This is a genomic window from Pseudoalteromonas sp. P1-9 (assembly GCF_001399975.1).
In the GTDB taxonomy this organism is placed as follows: Bacteria; Pseudomonadota; Gammaproteobacteria; order Enterobacterales; family Alteromonadaceae; genus Pseudoalteromonas.
The window spans coordinates 83,728-105,545 of the sequence record NZ_LKBD01000005.1; the positions used below are offsets into that span (position 1 = coordinate 83,728).

The following is a 21,818-nucleotide window of genomic DNA, read 5'->3' on the forward strand; positions in this document are numbered from 1 at the left end:
TAGTGTCACCGCAGTATTTAAACCAAATACGAGTATTAAGTTTGATACGCTAATTGCAAGAATCGCAATGGTTCATTTTTGTGAGTTATTTGAGGTAAAACACCAAATAAGCGACGATTCACCTTTTGATAGTTAGCGTTGGTTTTTGTATTTTAACTTTGCTTTTGCGCCCTTTTTATAAAGGTAGGGACGCAGGGCACGTCGCAATTTGGGAAATAGATAGGCAAGGGTGGTTAGCTTGCCGCTAAACCATGGCATAGCGCTTTCTTCATTGTCGTTTATCGATAATGCGATAATCTCATTTGCAACCTCCAATGCGCTGCTCATTGGCTGTGAATATACAATGTCTTCAACGTGATCGATCTCATCCATTATAAAGCCAGTATCAATTGGACCTGGTGATACTACCGCCACTTTAACCTGGTGAGGCTTAAGTTCATCGTGAAGTGCATAACTAAATGCCCTTAGTGCAGCTTTTGTTGCTGAATAAACCGCGGCACCTTGTAATGGCGCGCGTCCCGCTAACGAACCTACCATAATTACAGCACCACTATTTGATTGTTTAAGCTGATTTAAACAAAGGTGGGTAAGTGTCAGCGGCGCATTCAAATTTACATTTACCATATTTGAAACCTGAGCTGGCGCTAGTTTTTCAAAGTCGCCACGATGGTGTAGCCCCGCGTTATTTACAAGTACATCAATTGCGCCAAAGGTGTCGACTACGTTAGTTACTAAGGTTTCAAGGCTTTGTATCTCGCCAATATCACAGGGAAATACTGCGGCATGACCGTATTGATTGATTTCAGCTGCAAGTGCTTCAAGTGGCGCTTTGTTTCTAGCGACCAGCGCAACGTTAGCGCCAAGTTTGGCAAATTGCTTTGCAGTTTCAGCGCCAACACCTTTCGAAGCACCTGTTATTAAAACGGTTTTATTTTTATAGTTATTCATTTCGTCAGCCATTCAAGGTACATTAGTGCAAGATTGTTTTAATTTATCGTAAAAAGTATGGAAACTCTATTAGGACTTTTTGCGCTGGTGTTTGCTGTGTTTATGTTAGGCGGGTTAATCGTTGCCTGGTACAGCTTTTTAAAATTACGCAGCGCAGACGCAAAAATAAAGGAATTAACGCTCGCAGTATTACATTTAAAATCGCTCGTTAAAAAGTTGAGCGAAAATAATACGCTACACGCAACATCTGTAAAGTCATCGCAAGAATCTGTTGTCGAACAAAGCGCAGAAAGTAGCACCCAAGCTGCCGACGATTCACAACCGCAAACACCACATGTGGATAGCATAAGCAATGTGAGCGTAGCGCTGGCAACTCACCAAGAGCAAGCAGAAACCTCGTTAAACGAAAAACCAAGACCTAAACCATTAGAGACTGTAAGCTTAGCGCAGCGATTAGAGCAATTTTTAGCAAATAATGGTTTGCTTTGGATTGGTGCTGGTATTTTAGCGCTCGGTGGTATTTTTCTCGCCAAGTACTCAATTGAATCGGGACTTATCTCAATTACGCTGCGCTTAATTTTGGGTGGCGTGTTTGCTTTGGCATTAGTAATATTGGCGGAATATTTGTATCGCAAACACGGTGCCAGCAATCATGTTACGAATACTAGTGCAGCGCTTGCCAGTGGGGGCATTATTACTGGGTTTGCATTGGTACTTGCCACCTTTAGTTATTATCATTTTATCTCCCCTGTTGTTGCCTTTGCTGCACTTGCAGCAATTTCTTTAATCGCCACAGCGCTCGCATTACGGTTTGGCCCATTGCTTGCGGTGATAGGTATTATTGGCGCATATACAGTGCCGGCTTTGGTTAACACTGGTAGCAACAATGTGTTTGCCTTATTAATGTACGTTAACGTTGTATCAATAGCAGCCATTTGGGTTGCCAATAAAGTCAAACGAGAGTGGCTGTGGTGGCAAAGTTTTGTCGGTCATTTTGTATGGCTTACCATTAGTGTTGCGATTGCAGATAAAAGCGATATTTGGGTAATTGCAGCGACGATGGCAATTGCATTTTACCTGTATGTATTATCCAGTGTGCTAGGTTGGCGCTTAACTAATAAAAACTTAACGCCATTAGCAACAAAAGTACTATTAATGCCGCGCAAAGAGCAATTAGCCTTAGTGCTTAACATACTACTGCTAGTACTGTTTTATAGTTTGCACGGCTTTAGTAGCAGTTTATTGATTGTAAGTGTGTTATTAAGTGCACTTTGCATGTATTTGCCACTAAGGCACAGTGCATTTGATTCTTGGCCGTTTGTATCGTTAATCTTCAGTTGTTTTGCGATAGTAAGCTATCCTATCGTGCATCAGCTTGATGACCCTATGCTGGTTTTTAGCAGTGTATTTTTATATGCGCAATTGGTGGGTGTCGCGTATTTTGTGTATAGCGTGGCAATGCAAAAATTATTTATAAAGCGTGCCAGTTTTAGTTTATTGTTAGGCATTGCGCCTTTGTTTGTGTTTGCCGTGTCGTACATAGTAACGCCGCAAACAGTTGAAACAACCTTATATCCACTTTGGACGGTATATCTGATGGTGATGGCGGGCTATGCGCTATGGCAAATAACCAAAGCGCATCATGCGCTAGCAACAATCACGTTTTGGCTTACTGCGAACAGTTTTTTAGCGTTAGTGTTTACCATGTGGTTGAATGCTAGTACGTTATCATTGGCAATTTGTGCACAACTCTTGTTAATCGCTTATGGGCAACAACGTTTTAAAGTTGAGTTGCCGTTGTGGCTGAGTAAATTAGCGCTGTCATTAGTGCTTATGCGTATCACTCTCGCTCCTTGGACTCAGCAATACAGTAACGAACTCGTGTTTGGCGTGCATTGGAGTTTAGTAGTATTGCCCATGATGTTTGCCATGGTTTTTTATGCTTATCGGTTACATTTCAACTCTGAACTTAAAAAGTGGTATGAAGGTGCATTACTGCATTTAATAGCGTTATTTGTAACGACCGAAACCAGCTATTTCTTGGTCGGTCATTATCCTGATTTTAGTAACTTAAATTTCGCAGAACTTTGCGTTTTATCCATGAACTGGTTGATATTAGCAGTGGTCTATTGGTGGCGATTCAAAATTAGTTCGCGCTCTTTATACTTGTATGCTGGTTGTGCAATGGCTGCGGCAAGTGGTTTGTGTCATTTAACTTTGAACACGCAGTATAATCCGTTCTTAGAAGCTATTTTGATTGGTGATATCTTCTTGTTTAATTGGTTGTTAGTGATGTGGGCTGTGCCTGCGGTAATAATTGGTTTTGTGTATTACTTTGATATTGTGCCAAAGCAGTTAAAACTAAATGAAAACAAAGTGCTGTTGCTAATAGCTGCAGGGTTTAGCTTTTTATTTATTAACGGCGTTGTGCGCAGTTATTTTCAAACCGAACAAATACGGCTTTCATTACCAACGAGTCAAGCTGAGATTTACAGTTATTCGGTTGTGTGGTTAATTATCGCGGCAGGATTTATTTTGTTCGGGCAGCATATTGCCAAGTCTGTGGTTTATCAAGCGGGGTTTGCAATTTTACTTGTGGTTATTTTAAAAGCCTTTCTATTTGATATGGCGCATTTAGATGGACTGTATCGTGCAATTTCGTTTATTGGTTTAGGTTTGTCGTTAGTTGCGTTAGGCTGGCTATTTACACGATTTAAATTAGTGTCTGAAGAGGCGCCTCAATGATTGTATTGATCATAATTTGCTTTTTTATGTGGCTTTTTATGCTTTGGCTTACGTATTCAAAACGACTCAATAGCGTTGAGCATTTAATTGAGCATCAAGATAGCAAGCTGATTGTGCGCGATACGCCGATTGCACGGCTTATTAAAGGCCTTGCCGTTACGGTGTCGGTTGATGAAATTCGTGCAATTGAAGCGACCAATACACATGTATTTTTGCGTACAGCAAAAAGTTCGGTCGATATTTTTATCAATCACCGTTTTATAAATCAAGTGCTTGATCATTTACGCAAGGAGCTGAGCGAAATAGAAATAAAAGACCGTCGACCGATAGGCACGTAATATTTTGTTAGCGTGTTGATTGTTAAGAGGACTGGCGGCGCTTAAAGCGCTACCAGTTTACAATTGATTTCAAGATTAGGTACTCGGTCAGCTTAGTAAAAGTTATTCGTTCATCGCGCTTTTTAATTTTGAGCCTGCTTTAAACGCAACTTTGTTTTGTCCGGCTATGGTGATCTCCTCTCCTGTTTGTGGGTTACGCCCTTGCTTTTCTGGATGATAACTCAATGAAAAACTGCCAAACCCCGGTAACTGTACTAAGTCACCTTCTGATAATGATTGTGTGATTGTAGTCACCAAACTATCAACAACACGTTTAGCGGTGGTTTTTGACATGTCGTTGTTTTTTGCGATGTGTTCAACAAGTTGGGATTTATTCATAATAGCGCCCTTAAAAAGCGGCAAAGGCTAACGATGTCTTATGCTTGAGTCAAGTATTTAGGGCCTTTTACGCTGTATTGGAAAAATTAACAGTTTTTGATCCAATTTATTATCTAAAGCGTAATTAATACTAAATTCCTATTCTTTGATATCGGAGGCGCTTATGGAACTGTTAGTTTCAGTTTTGGCATATCAAAAAGCACGTGATGAAGGGCGAAAAGATCCTGCAACGCAGGATTATGAGTGGGCAGAAGAAAACTTAAGTTACTTTGAAAGCCATAAATGCGAACTTGGGTTTTGCGATTCAAATGAGCAAAGGCATTCGCATTTCGATTAGCGGACGTGTTACGCTCCAGTGCATTTGTCGTTATTTTATGCAATAGTTGTTTTCACGGCGTGACATCGTTTACGTAGTTAGGCATATTTTACCGCTTAAAATCGTATTTTACCGTTTATCACTTTTAGTTTTTCAAAGTGTTTCAGGTTGTTATGGTTTGTGTATCAAAACAACTAAAAACGAGTAAAACTATGAAATCAGAAAATGCAATTAGCGCGATTGGCGATACATTTTTAGCCCCTACCAAGGCGTTTAACGGCCTAAAAGATGCAAAAGGTTGGTCATGGCTTGCGATGATATTATTATTTGTGTTTGGTATCTCGGCACAAGTTATTTACTTTAACTCTGTTGACCAAGCATATTTTGTTGAACAACAAATTGCTACGATGGAACAAAGTGGCGACTACAACCCTGCAGAACTTGAACAAGCAGAAGCGATGACCGCACAGCAGTTTCCTATGATGTGGATTTTCTCTGCAGTCGGTGTGTTAATTGGCATTCCAACTATCTTCTGTATTTTTGCTTTGTACTACTATTTGATTGGGAAACAAGACCCAGAGTGTCATATGACATTTGGTGATTGGTTTGGATTCACCGCTTTTACAAGCTTACCAACAATTTTCGCAGCGATTGGCACTATGGCATTGGTGTTAACTGCCTCAAGTGGTGAAATTCCTGCAACAGTACTTACATTCTCTTCACTAAACCAACTTATTTTTGGCTTTGATGCTAACCACGCATTTACGGGACTATTGGAGAGTATCAATATTTTCTCAATTTGGTCTCTGGCACTGACGTATATTGGTTTAAAGTCATGGACTAACTTTAACAACAACAAAGCAATGCTATTTGCATTACTACCAAGCATTTTAATTTATGGTATTTGGGCAATTATTGCAGCACTTTAAGGTGCTGCTTCGCTTTGGGGTTGAATATGAAAAAAATTATTATCGTAGTAATCGCTATGGCGGCATTTGTCGCCATGATTGTGAGCCAACAAATCAAGGGCGATGGTAAGTTACCAGAGATTAAAACCACGCCCACTGAAAAAGGTAAAATTAAAGATTCAATTTTAGCGTCGGGTACCTTGGTTTTTAACACCCAAGTGCAATTGCGCTCAGAAGTAACCGGGCGCGTTGAAAAAGTATTTGTAGAAGAAGGGCAGCGTGTAGAGAAAGGCGACATGTTAATGCAGCTTGATACCGAAGCTTTTGAAGCCGAAGTGGACCGTTATCAAGCGTTAGTAAGACAAAGCGAAATTGATATTGAGCGTGCGCAAACAAGTCTTAAGAATTTAATCTCTCAACTTAACCGTCAAAAAGAACTCTTCGATGTAGGACTATCGCAGCAAGAAGTTTACGATAACATTAAAAATGCGAAAGAGCTGGCTGAAATTGATGTATCGGCGCGTAAAGAATCGCTAAATCAAGCTAAAGCGTCACTGTCAATTGCTGAAGACCGTTTAAGTAAAAGTGTCTTTAGAGCAACAATGAGTGGTTTATTAGCGTCGGTTGATATTAAAGAAGGCGAAACTGTGATTGCAGGTACCACCAATATTGTTGGTTCAGATCTGATGTTATTGGCCGACCCAAGCAAAATCCTCGCTGAGCTAAAAGTAGACGAAACAGATATCGCGAGCATAAAGTTAAACCAAGAGGCAGAAATTTACGCTGCGGCCTACCCGAATAAACCATTTGTTGGCAAAGTCATTCATATTGGTACGTCAGCAAAGCAATTTGTTGGTTCGCAAGGACGTTCATTTAAAGTGAAAGTACTATTAAACGACGATGAACGTACTTTGTACGCAGGCATGAGTTGCCGCGCAGAAATTGCGACTGCCATTGGCAAAGACGCCATTAAAATTCCAATTGAAGCAGTACACAGCGAAGATGAAAGTCACTACGTCTGGGTATTAAACGATGATAAAACAGTGACTAAGAAAACGGTTGAGCTCGGTGTTTCATCAGATATTGAACAGGCAATTGAAAGTGGTCTTAAAGAAAAGCAAACCGTTGTAGTAGGGCCTGCGCGCGCAGTTAGCAAACTAAAAGAGGGCGATAAGGTAAAGCTGAAAACAGCTGATAAGGATGCTAAAGATGTCAGTGATCGCACTTAGTAATATTTGCAAAGAATACAAAATGGGTGAACAAAGCTTTCTGGCTTTGGATAATGTAAGCGTAAACATTGAAGAAAATGAGTATCTTGCGATTATCGGTCCATCGGGTTCTGGTAAATCGACCCTAATGAATATAATTGGCTGTTTGGATGTCGCAAGTAGCGGCGAGTACGTGTTGCAAGGCAAGCCAGTAAAAAAAATGACTGAAACTGAGCTTGCAGGCCAGAGAAATAAAAGTGTTGGCTTTATTTTTCAAAGTTTTAACCTGATTCCTCGCGCCAGTGCACTAAGCAATGTAATGCAGCCGTTGATATACCGTTTTATCTCAGCAAAAGAGCGGCAAAAGCTGGCAACGCAGGCGCTTGAGAAAGTTGGCCTAGGTGATAAATTACACCATTTACCATCACAACTTTCAGGTGGTCAACGTCAACGTGTGGCAATAGCAAGAGCGCTGGTAACAAAGCCAGATATTCTGCTCGGAGATGAACCGACAGGTAATTTGGACAGCAAAACAACCAATGAAATTATGAGTTTGTTTGATGAGCTACATAATGACGGGCATACCATTATTTTAGTGACTCACGAGCAAGAAATTGCAGAACATTGCCAGCGTGTATTGCGTTTGGTTGATGGGAAGGTGGTATCGGATACACGAAATTGCGAGGAGAAAGCGTATGTTTAAATCATTTCTCGCGATTATAGAGGGAACCAAAGCCGCGCTTCAGGCTATTCGCGCTAATGCGATGCGAAGTGCACTCACGTGTTTAGGTATAATCATTGGCGTTGCAGCAGTTATTACGGTTGTTGCTGTGATGCAAGGCTTTACCAAGCAAATTAACGACCAATTGGCTGATATGGCACCGGATGTGACTAGTATTAAGCCGTACACTACACCGCAGCAAGAAATGCTTGGTAAACGTTCGTATTTAACAGTGCGTGATTTTGAAACGCTAAAAGGTAAAGTACAAGGGTTCGATACTATCACTGCGCAAATGATGGCGTTTCGTTTTCAAGGCGCGGTAGAGTACAAAGGCGAAAGTCACAATACGCGGGTAGTTGGCACAGAATCAAACTATCAAAAGGCCTATCGCATTTATCCTGAAATGGGCCGCTATATTCGCCCACAAGATGACGATAAACGCCGTCGCGTCGCCTTTATTGGTGAAACACTGATTGAAAAGCTTAAGCTACCTGAAAACCCAGTGGGTGAATACATTAAACTCGGTGGTGAATGGTTTCGTATTATTGGGGTTGCAGAGAAGCAAGGCAGCTTTTTGGGATTCGATCAGGATGATTATATCAATATCCCAATCAGTACTATGCAAATTTTAGAAGGCAATGCGCGTAAACCATATTTTCAAATTATGTTCCGCTTAAAGCCAGATGTGGACGAAGCACAAACCTTGGCTCAAATGAAACGTATCTTGCGTCAAAATCATAAGCTAGGCCCAGATGATCACGACGATTTTGAGTTCGAAACCGCTGAAAAAGCGCGTGAGAATATTGATAAGTTTACGGGCAGTGCAACGGCAATTACAGCAGGTATTGTGGGCATTAGCTTGTTAGTTGGCGGTATTGGTGTAATGAATATTATGCTGGTGTCTGTAACTGAGCGCACCCGTATTATTGGCACGCTAAAGGCACTTGGCGCGACGCCGGGCTTTATTATGCTGCAATTTTTAGTAGAAGCCGTGGTACTCAGTTTATTTGGTGGCGTAATTGGCCTTATAACAGGTTATGGCGCTGCTGCTGCCATATCAGCGATTGTACCAGGTATGCCTGCGGCATATATTCCAATGTGGGCGATATTATTGTCATTTGGTTTTACCTCAGCAATTGGTGTTATTTTTGGTTTAGTGCCTGCGATAAAAGCGGCAAGACTCAACCCAATTGATGCGTTAAGATATGAATAAACGCGTTAAGCAGGGAATAAACAAATGAAAAAGGCAATGGGTTTAGCACTGTTACTTGGGTTACTAGTTGGTTGTGATTCAAGTGAGGTAGGTGATGTGTCGCTCGGTGTGTTTACGCTTAAAGACATTAAACTAAATCATTTTCAAGACCCAATAGTAACAGGGGTAACATGTCATGTTGCCTCTGTTGAAGCTAACTTAAGCTTTTCAGATCCAAGTGATAGCTCAATAGCGTGTCGTCAAACAGGGCCAATCACTCAGGCGATGATAGCGCAAATAGATAGCTCAGACTCAGGTGAAGTGATTTTCAAAAAATCGAAAAGCGTTTTCTTTAAATCGATGAAGATAAGACGAATCTTAGATAAAGAAAATCAAACCTTAATGTACTTGTCGTATTCAACGAAAGAAACGTCAGGTAGTTTTAAGCACAGTTTGTCGACAGTGCCTTTGTATGGTACAAAAGCATATCAAACACGTGTATCAGTAGATAACTAACGCATTAAGTAGATTAATGTCGTAAATTACACAGTAAATAACGTAAACAGGAGATTTTGATGATTGTAGTTAACCCAACCGGGTGTAACGCATAATTAATACACCCGGTTTTTATGACCGGGGTTAAAAGCCCCTTATTTTCTTTTATTTAAGGGCAAAAATGTTAAATATTAATCAATTAAACTTACTTGGATGGCAAAGCTTTTTTCAACAACAACTTGATATCGACGAATGGTACAACAGCGTTCCTGTTAGGGTTGTTGAACAACATCGAAATCGACTAGTGGTTGATTCTGGTAGCGACACATTTCAATTACCACTAACTGAAAAGGTATCGCAGTGTGTTGTTGGCGATTGGTTGTTACTTAATGAAAAACATGACGTAAATCGCGTTTTTGAACGTAAATCGTATTTTGCTAGACGCGCTGCCGGCAGCAAACTAGAAAAACAGGCAATTACGGCAAATGTCGACGTTGCGTTTGTGTTGTGTTCATTGAACGATGACTTTAGCCTCAATCGCATCGAACGTTATTTGGCGCTCGTCAATGAGGCCGGCTGCGAACCTGTGGTAATGCTAACTAAAGCCGATCTTGCAAATGACGGCCTTGAAAAGCGTGAGCAAGTTCAAAACCTTAGCTCAATGTTACGGGTCGAAGTCATTGATTGCCACGATGTTACACTGGTTAATCAATTGTCAGATTGGTTAAAACCACAAACTAGCATCGTGCTGTTGGGGTCTTCTGGTGTAGGAAAGTCAACATTAAGTAATACGTTGGCGCAAACGCAGCAGAAAACAATTGCCATTCGTGAGCAAGATAGCAAAGGCCGTCATACTACTTCTGGGCGATACTTACTAAAGTTAGCGTCAGGCGCAGTATTAATCGATACGCCGGGAATGCGAGAACTTCAGCTTAGCGATGTAACCGCGGGGCTAGAGCAAACCTTTAGCGAAATAGAAGCCTTGGCATCAAGTTGTAAGTTTGTTAACTGCTCACATAGCAATGAGCCAAAATGTGCGATACAGCAAGCAATTAACGATGGCAGTTTAACAGAGCGACGCTTTTTAAATTACCAAAAGTTACGTAAAGAAAACCAATTTAATACAGCATCTTTACGTGAACGCCGAGCGCACGATAAATCGCTTACTAAAATGTATAAACGAGTACAAAGCCAGGCGGTTAAGTTTAAGAAATTAAAAGAATAGCTAGCAGGCTTTAACGATGCGTCTATCACGTTTTGATAGGCGCATTTTTACTTATATGAACACATAAATTTCAAAATGTTGTTGATACGTCGTTTGTTGACATCATTCTCTAAATATTACCCATTAAAAAGAAACTAGTTGATACACTGACGTTTTTTGATAAAAATGACGATAGATTTAATACTTAAGATTAGATTCCAGTTAACTAGTAAACCTTGAAAAGGAATTCTTATGCCGTTTTTTACAAAAATAACATTGGTTGTTGCACTTATGCTGGTGCAAGTTCAAGCGCTTGCCGAAACGCTTACGTTTGGCGAAGAGGTTGATAGCGACAAACTAATTAAAATATCATCTGTGATGGCAAACCCAGATAATTATTTAAGTTCGCCAATTACCATTGAAGGGACCATTGTCGGCGTATGCGAAAAGCGAGGCTGCTGGATGACTCTTGCATCAGATAAACGCTTTCAAAATTTACGTATAAAAGTAGAAGATGGACACATGGTGTTCCCGATGACGGCGAAAGGAAACAAAGCGCTTGCAACGGGTACGCTTGAAAAAATAGAACTTAGCCTTGATCAAACAAAACGATTACTCGCTCATCGTGCTCAAAAAGCAGGTAAAGAGTTTAATCCCGATTCAGTAACTGAGCCAAATGTAATTTACCAACTGTCGCCGACAGGTGTTGAGATTATTGATAACGATGTTCAAAAGTAAGCTTAATCAAATTAACTGGTTTAGATTAAATCGCAGTTTACATCGCGATGTTGGTTATTTTTGTATTGGCTTTATTTTGATTTATGCGGTTTCAGGTATCGCAGTTAATCATAAAAATGATTGGAATCCGAACTACGCAGTACATACTACCAAGATAAACGCACACGATATTGATTGGAATATAAATAACGATCAGGCTTTAATTAAGCAAGTTTTAACATTCGCTAATACACAATTAGACGTCAAGGCGTCTTATTGGCAATCGCCAAATCAATTTAAGGTTTTTTTACATGATGACGCGAATATTAGCTTAAATTTAAATACTAGTACGCTTACTGTTGAACAAATAAGGCCTAGAGCGATTTTTCAAGCACTTAATCGGTTGCACCTGAACGAAACACATCAATCATGGATTATTGTATCTGATATTTTTGCCGCTATGTTGTTGTTTTTGGCAATGAGTTCTCTTTTTATGGTCCGAGGGAAATACGGACCATTTGGTAAACATGGCCTTTTTATTTTAGCGGGCATTGCTATTCCTGCAGTCTTTATCTTTTTATAACGGCTCAGAGCGTGTAAAAAAAGGTTAGTTAGCAACGACTAAAAAGCGCAAAAAGTGCCTTTTATACACAGTGAAAAGTACAACAGTGTTGTACTGCCTAAGTGTTTTTTTACACTTTAAAGCGGTTAACGAGCCCCTCTAAATTAGCAGCAATGTCAACTAATCCGCGTGCTGTTTCAGCTGCTTTTTCGGCACCAGCAACGGTTTGCACAGCCATTTCATTTACTTGACCTACACTGTCGGTGATTTGCTGAGTGACCACATTCTGCTCTTCTGACGCCCCGGCGATTTGCATATTCATATCGCGGATTGTGCCAACGGAACTAGAGATTGAGTCAAGCGCTTCATTGGTTTCGTTAGCTTTTTCTGTTGTAACGCGCGCACTCTCTAAGTTTGCATTCATTTGATCAACGGACGACTTAGCTTCGCTTTGAAGTTTATGGATCATTGCTTGAATTTCTTCGGTGCTCTTTTGTGTGCGGCTCGCAAGGCTTCGTACTTCGTCAGCGACCACAGCAAAGCCTCGACCTTGTTCGCCTGCGCGTGCAGCTTCAATGGCAGCGTTAAGCGCCAATAAATTTGTTTGATCTGCAATTGCTCGGATCACATCTAAAATTGACCCAACTGATTCGGTTTCATTTTCAAGGTTTCTAATTGAATTACTTACAAGCTCGGTGTTATCAACTAAGTCGTTTATCGCATTACGCGTATTATCAACCACTTGCTTACCAGTATGAGTTTGGTTGTCGGCATTAGTCGCTGCATCGGCCGCCAGTTGGGCACTTTGTGTGATATCGGCAACTGTGGCGGCCATTTCATTCATCGAAAGCACGGCTTGATTTAGTTGCTCCATTTGATGTTCTGCACCCTGCATTGAACTCGCAGTGTTTTCGTCCAATATTTTTGTTGAGCGCATTAGCTCGGTAGTTGCGTGTTTTAGGCTATCAATAATATGTCTAAGCGTACCAACCATCTCGCCCATGGCCTTATAAATACCCGTTTCGTTGCCTGATTTTGTAAAAGAAATAGTTAAATCGCCATCAGCAATTCGGTTTGCGATATATTCAATGTCTTTTGGTTCGCCGCCAATAGGTTTACGAATGGTGATGGAGATAAACCAACTGAAAAATACACCCACAGCGACAACAGCTATTGAGACGACAATAATTGTGGTTGTGGTAGTTTCACTGCGACTTTGAACTTTAGGGCCAAGTGAGTCTTGGTCATTTTTAACGGATAGCTTTACTTCTTCATAGGCCTCGGCAATTTCGGGGCCGACTTTATTCAATACATTGGTAATGATGTTATTGCGTTTGTTGATTACGTCATTAACATTGTCAATGCCTTGCTGATAAGCAGTTAGACGAGTAGCCGCTTCATTTAGCAGTGCGATTCTTTTAGGTGATTGAATATTGTCCTCAAGTACTTTTACCGATTTCATTACTTCTTTAAACTCCGCGGTCGCGCGTAAATAGTCATCTCGGGTGTTTGAAACTAGAAATTTGCTTGTGTATAAACGGCCTAATAAAAGCTGTTCTTGAACAATGGCGGCAAAGTAAGTGACATCTGTATCGCCATCTTCGTAGGCGGTTCGAATAATTTCACTAATATTTTTTCGAATGATTGCACCGTTTGCATCAAGTTGATTTTTCACAATGTCATCACGTTTGGCATATAAATCTACAACGTCTGAAAACCCTTGCTCGTAAGCCATTACCTTATCAAAAGACTGATCAATAAGTTTAGCCCGACCGGGCTCAACAATTTCGGTTCTTGCAATGTCGAGTTGTTCATTGAGTAGCTTTGCGCGTTTATTAAACTCGGCAATGTTTTCACTACTTTGCTCTTTTAGAAATTTAAGGGCATTTAAACGAATGGATAATAAATTAGCTTGCACTAACCCAGCTAAATTACTGTCGCGTGCGAGCCCGCGATATTCGACAAAATCATTGTAACCACTGCGCAATCCAAAAAATGAAATAGTGGCGAGTAATACCATTAGTCCTATCATGGCGCCAAATGAAATAGATAATTGTTGAACCAGTTTTAACTTAGTAAACATAAACACTACTCTTATCAGATCTGACGAATTAAGTTTAAGATAAATTTAACTAAGTATAGGTAGAAAATTTAACGCACACTGTAAATTATTCATTATTGATAAAAATTTATTAGATATTAATCTGTTAGTTGACGCGCGTTGATATTTTAATGGATTTTGGGTGTGTAAAGCGAGTGCTTAAAGCGCACTGTAAATTAAATGTGTAAGTTATAAACAGATATACGTGGACGAAATGAGTGTAATTTTAAAAACAAAAAACGCAGGCTAGGCCTGCGTTTTTATCATTTATTTAAGCTGATTTTAGTGCTCAAATAATGCAGAGATTGATTCTTCGTTGCTTACGCGACGAATTGTTTCTGCAAGCATATCAGCAAGCGTTAACACTTTAATCTTGTCGATAGCTTTTAATTCATCTGTAAGTGGTACTGAGTCAGTTACGATAACTTCGTCAATTACAGAGTTTTTAATGTTTTCTGCTGCTGCACCTGAAAGTACAGGGTGTGTCGCATAAGCAAACACGCGGCGAGCGCCATGTTCTTTTAATGCTTCTGCAGCTTTACAAAGCGTGCCACCAGTATCGATCATATCGTCAACAATGATACAGTCACGGCCTTCTACATCACCAATAATGTGCATTACTTGCGACACGTTAGCGCGTGGGCGACGCTTATCGATAATTGCAAGGTCAGTGTCATCAAGTAGTTTTGCAATTGCACGTGCACGTACAACACCACCGATATCAGGCGATACAACCACAACATCGTCAAAGTTTTTCTCTTTCATATCTTCAAGTAGAATTGGGCTACCGAAAACATTATCAACTGGTACGTCGAAGAAACCTTGAATTTGTTCAGCGTGTAGGTCAACAGTTAACACACGGTCAACACCAACGCTTGAAAGGAAGTCAGCAACTACTTTCGCTGTGATTGGAACACGAGCACTGCGTACGCGACGATCTTGGCGAGAATAACCGAAATATGGGATAACCGCTGTGATACGGCCAGCTGATGCACGGCGAAGTGCGTCAACCATTACGATTAATTCCATTAAGTTGTCATTTGTAGGCGCACAAGTAGATTGTACGATGAAAACGTCAGAACCACGTACGTTTTCGTTGATTTGAACGCTAATTTCGCCGTCACTAAAACGACCAACTTCAGCGTCACCAAGATCAATGTATAAGCGTTTTGCAACTTTTTGAGCTAACTCAGGCGTTGCGTTACCAGCGAAGAGCTTCATGTCTGGCACGGTAGGTTTCCTCAGGCACTTTTTTGGGTAACAGTAGTTACCAATAATTAATTTAGTTTAGTACGTAACTCCGAATGTGCTGGAGATATGTTCGTACTTCTTGCTACAAAGCCTTGCCAAGTTTCAGGGAGCGATTTTAAAGCTTCAAGGGCTGCGTGCTGCGTTTCAAAACTGACAAAACAGCATGCTCCGGTACCTGTCATTCTTGACGGGCCATATTTTAACAACCAGTTAAGGGTCTTTTCAACCTCGGGATAGTGCTTTTTCACCAACTCTTCGCAGTCATTGCGATGTTGAGAGCTTTGCCAGTCGCCTGATAATTTTGGTGTGTTACGCGGTAAATTGGCATTATTAAAGATTACGCCTGTACTAATATGTACATTTGGGTGGACCACTAAATACCAGGTTTCAGGTAAATTTACGGGGGCTAATTTTTCTCCGATGCCCTGTGCTATAGCGGCCTGGCCGTTAATAAATACGGGCACATCGGCACCCAGCGCAACGCCAATGTTCGCTAATTTTTCAAGTGGTAGCCCTAGTTCCCATAGGGCGTTTAGGGCAAGCAATGTCGTTGCGGCGTCGGATGAGCCACCACCCACACCGCCACCACTTGGCAGGTGTTTATCGAATGAAATCTCTGCACCAAACGCAGTATTTGTTTCAAGTTTTAATGCGTTTGCGGCTTTATAAATTAAATTTTCTTCGTCTGGCAGTCCGTCTATTTGGGTTTTTAGCGTAATCGCGCCGTCGTCTGTGCGTTTAAAATGTAAACGATCGCCATAATCTAAAAACACAAACAAGGTTTCAAGTTCGTGGTAACCGTTCGGTAAGCGTCCATTAATATGTAGAAATAAATTTAGTTTTGCGGGTGCGATAAGCGAAAGCGTTGTTAAATCTGCCATGTATATACTTTTAATTTTAGTTTAACGGTGTCGTGAGTGAGTGAAATGGAATAGGGCAACCAATATCCACCATGTTTTTGGTAGTTGCTGTAGGTTATTTGCCATTGCTTGCCTTGTGAATCAATAAGCGTGGCATTGCCAACGCGATTAAGCTCATCAGCAAGAAATGTTTGGGTATTAGGCAATCCTTTTAACCAATTAGGGTCATCTAAAAATGGAAGATTCATCCCCGTTAACCAATACACTAATTGCTGTGCATTTTTGCCAACATGGGTTTCGCCATCTAATTCTAAAGTGGCATGAGTCTGAGTCTTTTCAAGTGAAAGGACTGAGGTACCAACAAATGATGTGAGATTAAGCACATCTTTTTCTTGGGTAGTGGCCCAAAATAAATTAGCACTTTGACGTTTTTCTGGTTGAATGATCGCCAATTTGCCTTTTACCTGCCAAGACTGTTTTTGCAGTAATTCCCTTTGCCAATTCTCTTTAACTGTTGCATTGTCGTAATATTGACTTGCACAGCCTGTTAAAAAAACCAAAAATATGACAAATATCATGCGTAATTGCATCAAATCTTAAATCCTTACTTTTTTTATTGACTTGATTTACGTAAAATTAATCGCTTTAAAACGTGCTAAAAACAAATTGTAGACATAATGACCATAGTTGCTTTAGGCATTAATCATAAAACCGCATCTGTTGAATTAAGAGAACGCGTGGCGTTTTCTCCTGAACAAATCGACGTTGCCCTTGCTAAACTTTGCCAACAGAATGGCGTAAACGAAGCTGTGGTTGTGTCTACCTGTAATCGCACCGAACTCTATTGTATCGTTGAAAATCAACAACCCCAAGTGCTTATTGATTGGTTGGCTGATTTTCACCAACTCAATAAAAGCGAATTAGCGGAACACGTATATCAGCATCAAGACTTTAATGCTATTCAGCATTTAATGCGTGTATCGGTTGGATTAGATTCATTAGTGTTGGGTGAGCCACAAATTCTTGGCCAAATTAAACAAGCTTATGCTAAGGCAAAACAAGCAGGTGTGGTGAATGCCTTACTTGAGCGTCTTTTTCAAAAGTGTTTCTCAGTTGCTAAACAAGTGCGCACAGAAACTGATATCGGCGCGAGTGCGGTTTCAGTTGCCTACGCAGCGGTTAATTTAGCTAAACACATTTACGGCAATTTAGAACCAACCAAAGTATTGTTAATTGGCGCGGGCGAAACCATAGAACTTGTCGCAAGGCATTTGTATCAAAACGGTTGTCAGCATATGACAGTGGCAAACCGTACTTTATCACGCGCTCAAAATTTAGCAGATGAATTCAACGCACATGTTGTGCCGTTATCGCGCGTACCCGAGAGTTTAATCGATGCCGATATTGTGATCAGTTCTACAGCGAGTACATTACCAATTATCGGTAAAGGTATGGTCGAACAGGCGTTAAAGGCGCGTCGTTATAAGCCGATGCTGCTTGTTGATATTGCCGTACCGCGTGATATCGAAGCGCAAGTAGCTGATCTTGATGATGCATATTTGTATTCTGTTGATGATTTACAAGAAATTGTTAATCAGAATATGGAATCACGTGAGCGAGCGGCTGCTGAAGCCGAAGAGATAATTGTTGTAAAAGCCAATGAATTTGTAACATGGCGAAATGCGCTCGATTCAGTCGACATTATTCGTACTTACCGCAAAAATATTGAACAAATAAAATTAGAGTTAGTACAAAAGGCGCAAGGTCAGTTAAAATCAGGTAAAGACCCAGAAAAAGTGCTGAATGAATTAGCTAATAAACTAGCAAATCGAATTATTCATTCACCAACCAAAGCGATTAAGCAAGCTGCTGAGCAAGATGATATTGCCAAGCTTGCACAAATCAAAAAAGTTTTAGATTTAGATAATTAACAGGCGTCAAGCTTAGATGAAAGAATCCGTTTACAGAAAATTAGAAACGCTGGTTGAGCGTTACGAAGAAGTACAAGCATTATTAAGTGATCCGGATGTGATCTCTGATCAAGACCGTTTCCGTTCGCTTTCAAAAGAATATTCTGAACTTGAAGATGTGACTAAGGCTTTTAATGCGTACCGTCAGGCAGAAGATGACGTCGCGACAGCCGAAGAAATGCTTAAAGATAACGATCCCGATATGCGTGAAATGGCGCAAGAAGAATTCAAAGAAGCCAAAGCAAATATCGAAGCGTTAGAAGACGAACTACAAGTGCTTATGTTACCGAAAGACCCTCGTGACAATAACAATGTGTTTCTTGAAGTGCGCGCCGGTACCGGTGGTGACGAAGCGGCAATCTTTGCTGGTGACTTATTCCGTATGTACAGCCGTTATGCTGAAACACAAAAGTGGAAAGTTGACGTTGTTAGCACGAACGAAGGCGAACACGGCGGGTTTAAAGAAGTTATTGCGAATATTTCTGGTGAAGGTGTGTATGGCAAACTGAAATTTGAATCAGGCGCACACCGCGTACAGCGTGTTCCAGAAACAGAATCGCAAGGCCGAGTGCATACCTCTGCATGTACGGTTGCGGTTATGGCAGAAGTACCAGAAGCAGAAGCAATTGAAATCAATTCGTCTGATCTTAAAATTGATACCTTCCGCGCATCAGGTGCCGGTGGTCAGCACGTTAACAAAACCGACTCAGCGATTCGTATTACCCATATTCCAACTGGTGTTGTTGTAGAATGTCAGGACGAGCGTTCACAGCATAAAAACAAAGCCAAAGCACTGAGCGTGCTTGCGTCGCGTTTACAGCAAGCTGAAGATGAAAAACGCATGGCAGAAGAAGCCTCTGAGCGTCGTAACCTCGTAGGTAGTGGCGACCGTTCTGAGCGTATTCGTACATATAACTACCCGCAAGGTCGCGTTACCGATCACCGTATCAATTTGACACTTTATAAGCTAAACGAAGTGGTTGAAGGCGATTTAGGTGCCATTGTTGACCCACTTGTTCTTGAGCATCAAGCAGACTTGCTTGCAGCGATGGGCGATGAGTAATTATTCGATACAACAAGCACTTGCCGTTGGCGCAAGTGCTTTAACTGACACATCAGACTCCCCCAAACTTGACGCAGAAGTATTACTGTTAGATTGCATTTCACAATCGCGTACATACCTTTTTACGTGGCCTGAAAAATTACTGACCGATGAACAACAAGCTTCCTTTTTGTCAGCAATTGAAAAACGCAAAACGGGTTCACCTGTTGCGCATATTACTGAATATCGCGAGTTCTGGAGCCTAAATTTTAAGGTGAGTCCTGCAACGCTTATTCCAAGACCTGATACCGAAACATTAGTTGAATGTGCGCTTGATAAAGCAATAAACAAGCAAGGTAGATTACTTGACCTTGGTACCGGCACCGGTGCAATCGCCTTGTCACTGGCAAGTGAGCTCCCCTTGTGGCAGGTGATTGGCTGCGATTTCCAACAAGATGCCGTTGCGTTGGCAAAGCAAAATCAACAAAATCTAGCAATTACAAATGCGACCATTGTCCAAAGCGATTGGTTTAGCGCGCTCGATGCACAATTGTTTGACGTCATCGTATCAAATCCGCCTTATATTGATGAACAAGATCCTCATTTGCTCGAAGGCGACGTACGATTCGAACCTTTATCGGCGTTAGTCGCAACGAAAAAGGGGATGGCCGATATTGAGCATATCATTGAAACCGGACGTAACTATTTGCAGAAAAAAGGCTGGTTATTATTAGAACATGGTTATGATCAGGGCCAGTTAGTACGTGATTTTTTTGCAAAAATGGCATATAAAGATATTTCAACAGTAAAAGATTTAGGCGGCAACGACCGTGTAACTTTAGCGCAGTGGGATCCTGATTAGCTATTTAGTGAGTTGGTATTAACGCGAGTGTGAAGTGGTTATAAGGGGTAAGGATAGAATGGCGAGTGATTTTTTATTTTCTGATGAGTCAGAGCAAGCACCGAAGCAAGTAAATAACCACGGTACTTGGAAAGTTATTATTGTTGATGACGAACCGGAAGTGCATGCGGTAACGAAACTCGCGTTGAGCGATTTCTCATTTCAAGATAAACGACTTGAATTTATTAGCGCCTATTCAGGTAAAGAAGCAGAAGAAAAAATTGTAGCGCATCCAGATGCAGCCATTGTGTTGCTCGATGTGGTTATGGAAACCGATGACGCGGGTTTAAGAGTTGCGCAGTTTATTCGCGAAACCGCTAAAAATAACCATGTGCGAATTATTTTACGAACCGGCCAACCAGGGCAAGCGCCGGAGCGTCAGGTCATTGTTAACTATGATATTAATGACTACAAATCTAAAACCGAATTAACAGCACAAAAACTATTTACGGTTGTTATGTCGAGTTTACGCTCTTATCGCGATATTTTATCAATAGAGCACTCTCGCCAAGGTCTTGAGAAAATCATCACCGCTTCACGCGATATCTTTTCATCTCATTCTATGGACACCTTTATTCATGGCGTAATGCAACAACTTACCTCGATTTTAGGGTCAGTTGATGAAGCGATGTATGCAACTTCACTTGTTGCAAGTAGTCCTGATGAAAAACAGCAAGACCTGATTGTGTTTGCAGGACAAGGTGAATTTGAAAAAAGCGAAGGTAAGCCAGTTAACCAGGTGCTATCTGAAAAGCAATTGTTAGCGTGTAAGAAAGCACTCAGTAACAAAACCATTGTTTATGAAGAAGATTACCTTTTTGCCTATTGTTCTAGCCGGTTTAACCATAACTCAATGCTCTATGTATCGGGTATTCCACGCAGTCTGACTGAGACACATAAAGATTTAATTGAAATTTTCTCGCAAAATGTACAAATTGCCTACGAAAATGTGCAACTGCAATCAGAAATTGAAGATACGCAAAGAGAACTGGTTTATCGCTTAAGTGAAGCCGTTGAACAGCGTTCCTCTGAAACCGGAAATCATGTAAAGCGTGTATCACTCATTAGTTATGAACTTGCAAAAGGTTATGGCCTGAGCGACGAAGAGGCCGATGTACTGCGTTATGCTGCACCTCTTCATGATGTTGGTAAAGTTGGTATTCCCGACACCATTTTGCATAAATCAAGTAAATTGGATGAGCAAGAATGGAAAGTGATGCAAACTCATGCCATGAAAGGACACAATATTTTAGCGGGATCTCGTCGGGATATTATTCAAGCAGGAGCGATTTTAGCCCGCGACCATCATGAAAAATGGGATGGGACAGGTTATCCTCACGGCCTAAAAGGTGAAGAAATTCATGTTTATGGCCGTATTGTCGCGTTAGCTGATGTCTATGATGCACTTCGCCATAAGCGCTGTTATAAAGAAGCTTGGAGCGTAGAGCAAGTTACGACTGAATTGCAAAATCAACGTGGGCTGCATTTTGAGCCTAAGTTAGTTGATGTATTACTCAGTAACATCGATAGATTCGAACAAATTCTTAATAATTATCCAGGGTAGTAAAATGGAATATATTGCGTTAAAGCATACACATATGTTGTTAGCTGTACTGAGTGTTGTGCTTTTTTATACGCGTGCATTTGCTCGCATCAAGCAGTTACAACTTGCTGAAAATAAAATACTGTTTATCGGTAGCCATAGTATTGATACCTTGTTGCTTATCTCAGCGGTAGCGCTGGCAGTGACACTTGGTATGAGTCCTCATAATCAACCTTGGTTACTTGAGAAAATCGTACTTGTGGTAGCGTATATTGTTGTAGGGGTATTTATGGCGAGGCAAAAACATATAAAAGGGCAAATATCGCTCTTATTGCTTGCTACAACCGTTATTTTCGCCATTTTTTATTTAGCGAGATTTAAAACACCATTTCTTTTTTAAGGGCTGATTATTCAGCCT

22 protein-coding genes are annotated in these 21,818 nt (G+C 40.9%); 16 read left to right on the forward strand and 6 right to left on the reverse strand.

Translation table 11 applies throughout. The annotated features are described in order from the left end of the window. Positions 1 to 132: 132 nt before the first annotated feature. Positions 133 to 948, reverse strand: coding sequence for an SDR family oxidoreductase (locus AN214_RS05160; protein WP_235576710.1), 816 nt, complete (start codon positions 946 to 948; stop codon positions 133 to 135). A gap of 57 nt (positions 949 to 1,005) precedes the next feature. Here AN214_RS05160 and AN214_RS05165 point away from each other — a divergent pair, with 57 nt between their 5' ends. Next, positions 1,006 to 3,693: a DUF2339 domain-containing protein gene (locus tag AN214_RS05165; protein ID WP_054978721.1), complete on the forward strand. Its 2,688-nt coding sequence runs from the start codon at positions 1,006 to 1,008 to the stop codon at positions 3,691 to 3,693. After that, positions 3,690 to 4,031 carry a hypothetical protein gene (locus AN214_RS05170; protein ID WP_054978722.1) on the forward strand — a complete coding sequence of 114 codons (342 nt, stop codon included), beginning with the start codon at positions 3,690 to 3,692 and terminating at the stop codon, positions 4,029 to 4,031. The genes AN214_RS05165 and AN214_RS05170 overlap by 4 nt, the downstream gene beginning before the upstream one ends. A gap of 102 nt (positions 4,032 to 4,133) precedes the next feature. Here the strand turns inward: AN214_RS05170 and AN214_RS05175 are convergent, their stop codons facing one another. Next, complete coding sequence (locus tag AN214_RS05175; protein ID WP_054978723.1) at positions 4,134 to 4,409, reverse strand: HU family DNA-binding protein; 276 nt, start codon at positions 4,407 to 4,409, stop codon at positions 4,134 to 4,136. 163 nt (positions 4,410 to 4,572) lie between these two features. Between AN214_RS05175 and AN214_RS22660 the strand changes: the two genes are divergently transcribed. From AN214_RS22660 to AN214_RS05215, 9 genes are all read left to right on the forward strand, one after another. Then, positions 4,573 to 4,746, forward strand: a complete 174-nt coding sequence (locus tag AN214_RS22660) for a hypothetical protein (protein WP_161805660.1) — start codon at positions 4,573 to 4,575, stop codon at positions 4,744 to 4,746. A gap of 191 nt (positions 4,747 to 4,937) precedes the next feature. After that, positions 4,938 to 5,654, forward strand: a complete 717-nt coding sequence (locus tag AN214_RS05180; RefSeq protein ID WP_054978724.1) for a YIP1 family protein — start codon at positions 4,938 to 4,940, stop codon at positions 5,652 to 5,654. A 26-nt stretch (positions 5,655 to 5,680) separates the two neighbouring features. Then, positions 5,681 to 6,862: an efflux RND transporter periplasmic adaptor subunit gene (locus AN214_RS05185; RefSeq protein WP_054978725.1), complete on the forward strand. Its 1,182-nt coding sequence runs from the start codon at positions 5,681 to 5,683 to the stop codon at positions 6,860 to 6,862. Beyond that, a complete protein-coding gene (locus AN214_RS05190; RefSeq protein WP_054978726.1) occupies positions 6,843 to 7,544 on the forward strand; it encodes an ABC transporter ATP-binding protein in 702 nt (233 codons plus the stop codon). Before AN214_RS05185 ends, AN214_RS05190 begins: the two co-directional genes overlap by 20 nt. Continuing rightward, the gene (locus tag AN214_RS05195) at positions 7,537 to 8,775 is read left to right on the forward strand and encodes an ABC transporter permease (protein ID WP_010559027.1); all 1,239 of its coding nucleotides are present in this window, start codon (positions 7,537 to 7,539) and stop codon (positions 8,773 to 8,775) included. The genes AN214_RS05190 and AN214_RS05195 overlap by 8 nt, the downstream gene beginning before the upstream one ends. Positions 8,776 to 8,799: 24 nt before the next feature. Continuing rightward, the gene (locus AN214_RS05200; protein WP_054978727.1) at positions 8,800 to 9,270 is read left to right on the forward strand and encodes a CreA family protein; all 471 of its coding nucleotides are present in this window, start codon (positions 8,800 to 8,802) and stop codon (positions 9,268 to 9,270) included. A 160-nt stretch (positions 9,271 to 9,430) separates the two neighbouring features. Then, positions 9,431 to 10,474: a ribosome small subunit-dependent GTPase A gene (rsgA, locus tag AN214_RS05205; protein WP_054978728.1), complete on the forward strand. Its 1,044-nt coding sequence runs from the start codon at positions 9,431 to 9,433 to the stop codon at positions 10,472 to 10,474. Positions 10,475 to 10,705: 231 nt separating this feature from the next. Continuing rightward, positions 10,706 to 11,191: a DUF4920 domain-containing protein gene (locus AN214_RS05210; protein ID WP_054978729.1), complete on the forward strand. Its 486-nt coding sequence runs from the start codon at positions 10,706 to 10,708 to the stop codon at positions 11,189 to 11,191. After that, positions 11,178 to 11,753, forward strand: coding sequence for a PepSY-associated TM helix domain-containing protein (locus tag AN214_RS05215; protein ID WP_054978730.1), 576 nt, complete (start codon positions 11,178 to 11,180; stop codon positions 11,751 to 11,753). Before AN214_RS05210 ends, AN214_RS05215 begins: the two co-directional genes overlap by 14 nt. 109 nt (positions 11,754 to 11,862) lie before the next feature. On the opposite strand, the gene AN214_RS05220 is transcribed toward AN214_RS05215, so the two are convergent. The 4 genes from AN214_RS05220 to lolB form a co-directional block, all read right to left on the reverse strand. Continuing rightward, the gene (locus tag AN214_RS05220; protein WP_054978731.1) at positions 11,863 to 13,815 is read right to left on the reverse strand and encodes a methyl-accepting chemotaxis protein; all 1,953 of its coding nucleotides are present in this window, start codon (positions 13,813 to 13,815) and stop codon (positions 11,863 to 11,865) included. 300 nt (positions 13,816 to 14,115) lie between these two features. Continuing rightward, the gene (locus AN214_RS05225; protein ID WP_054978732.1) at positions 14,116 to 15,063 is read right to left on the reverse strand and encodes a ribose-phosphate pyrophosphokinase; all 948 of its coding nucleotides are present in this window, start codon (positions 15,061 to 15,063) and stop codon (positions 14,116 to 14,118) included. 47 nt (positions 15,064 to 15,110) lie between these two features. Further along, positions 15,111 to 15,965: a 4-(cytidine 5'-diphospho)-2-C-methyl-D-erythritol kinase gene (gene ispE / locus AN214_RS05230; protein WP_054978733.1), complete on the reverse strand. Its 855-nt coding sequence runs from the start codon at positions 15,963 to 15,965 to the stop codon at positions 15,111 to 15,113. After that, positions 15,953 to 16,534, reverse strand: coding sequence for a lipoprotein insertase outer membrane protein LolB (gene lolB, locus AN214_RS05235; RefSeq protein ID WP_054978734.1), 582 nt, complete (start codon positions 16,532 to 16,534; stop codon positions 15,953 to 15,955). Before lolB ends, ispE begins: the two co-directional genes overlap by 13 nt. A gap of 87 nt (positions 16,535 to 16,621) precedes the next feature. On the opposite strand from lolB, the gene hemA reads away from it, so the two are divergent. From hemA to AN214_RS05260, 5 genes are read left to right on the forward strand one after another with little or no spacing between them, the layout of a single operon-like run. Beyond that, a complete protein-coding gene (gene hemA, locus AN214_RS05240; RefSeq protein ID WP_054978735.1) occupies positions 16,622 to 17,875 on the forward strand; it encodes a glutamyl-tRNA reductase in 1,254 nt (417 codons plus the stop codon). Between the two features lie 16 nt (positions 17,876 to 17,891). Continuing rightward, positions 17,892 to 18,977: a peptide chain release factor 1 gene (gene prfA / locus AN214_RS05245; RefSeq protein ID WP_010559037.1), complete on the forward strand. Its 1,086-nt coding sequence runs from the start codon at positions 17,892 to 17,894 to the stop codon at positions 18,975 to 18,977. Then, entirely contained in the window at positions 18,970 to 19,818 is an 849-nt protein-coding gene (gene prmC, locus AN214_RS05250; protein WP_054978736.1) for a peptide chain release factor N(5)-glutamine methyltransferase, read from the forward strand. Before prfA ends, prmC begins: the two co-directional genes overlap by 8 nt. A 58-nt stretch (positions 19,819 to 19,876) precedes the next feature. Beyond that, positions 19,877 to 21,421, forward strand: a complete 1,545-nt coding sequence (locus AN214_RS05255; protein ID WP_054978737.1) for a DUF3369 domain-containing protein — start codon at positions 19,877 to 19,879, stop codon at positions 21,419 to 21,421. A gap of 4 nt (positions 21,422 to 21,425) precedes the next feature. Further along, positions 21,426 to 21,800 (forward strand): SirB2 family protein, encoded by a 375-nt coding sequence (locus tag AN214_RS05260; protein WP_054978738.1) that lies wholly within the window; start codon positions 21,426 to 21,428, stop codon positions 21,798 to 21,800. The last annotated feature ends 18 nt before the right edge of the window (positions 21,801 to 21,818 follow it).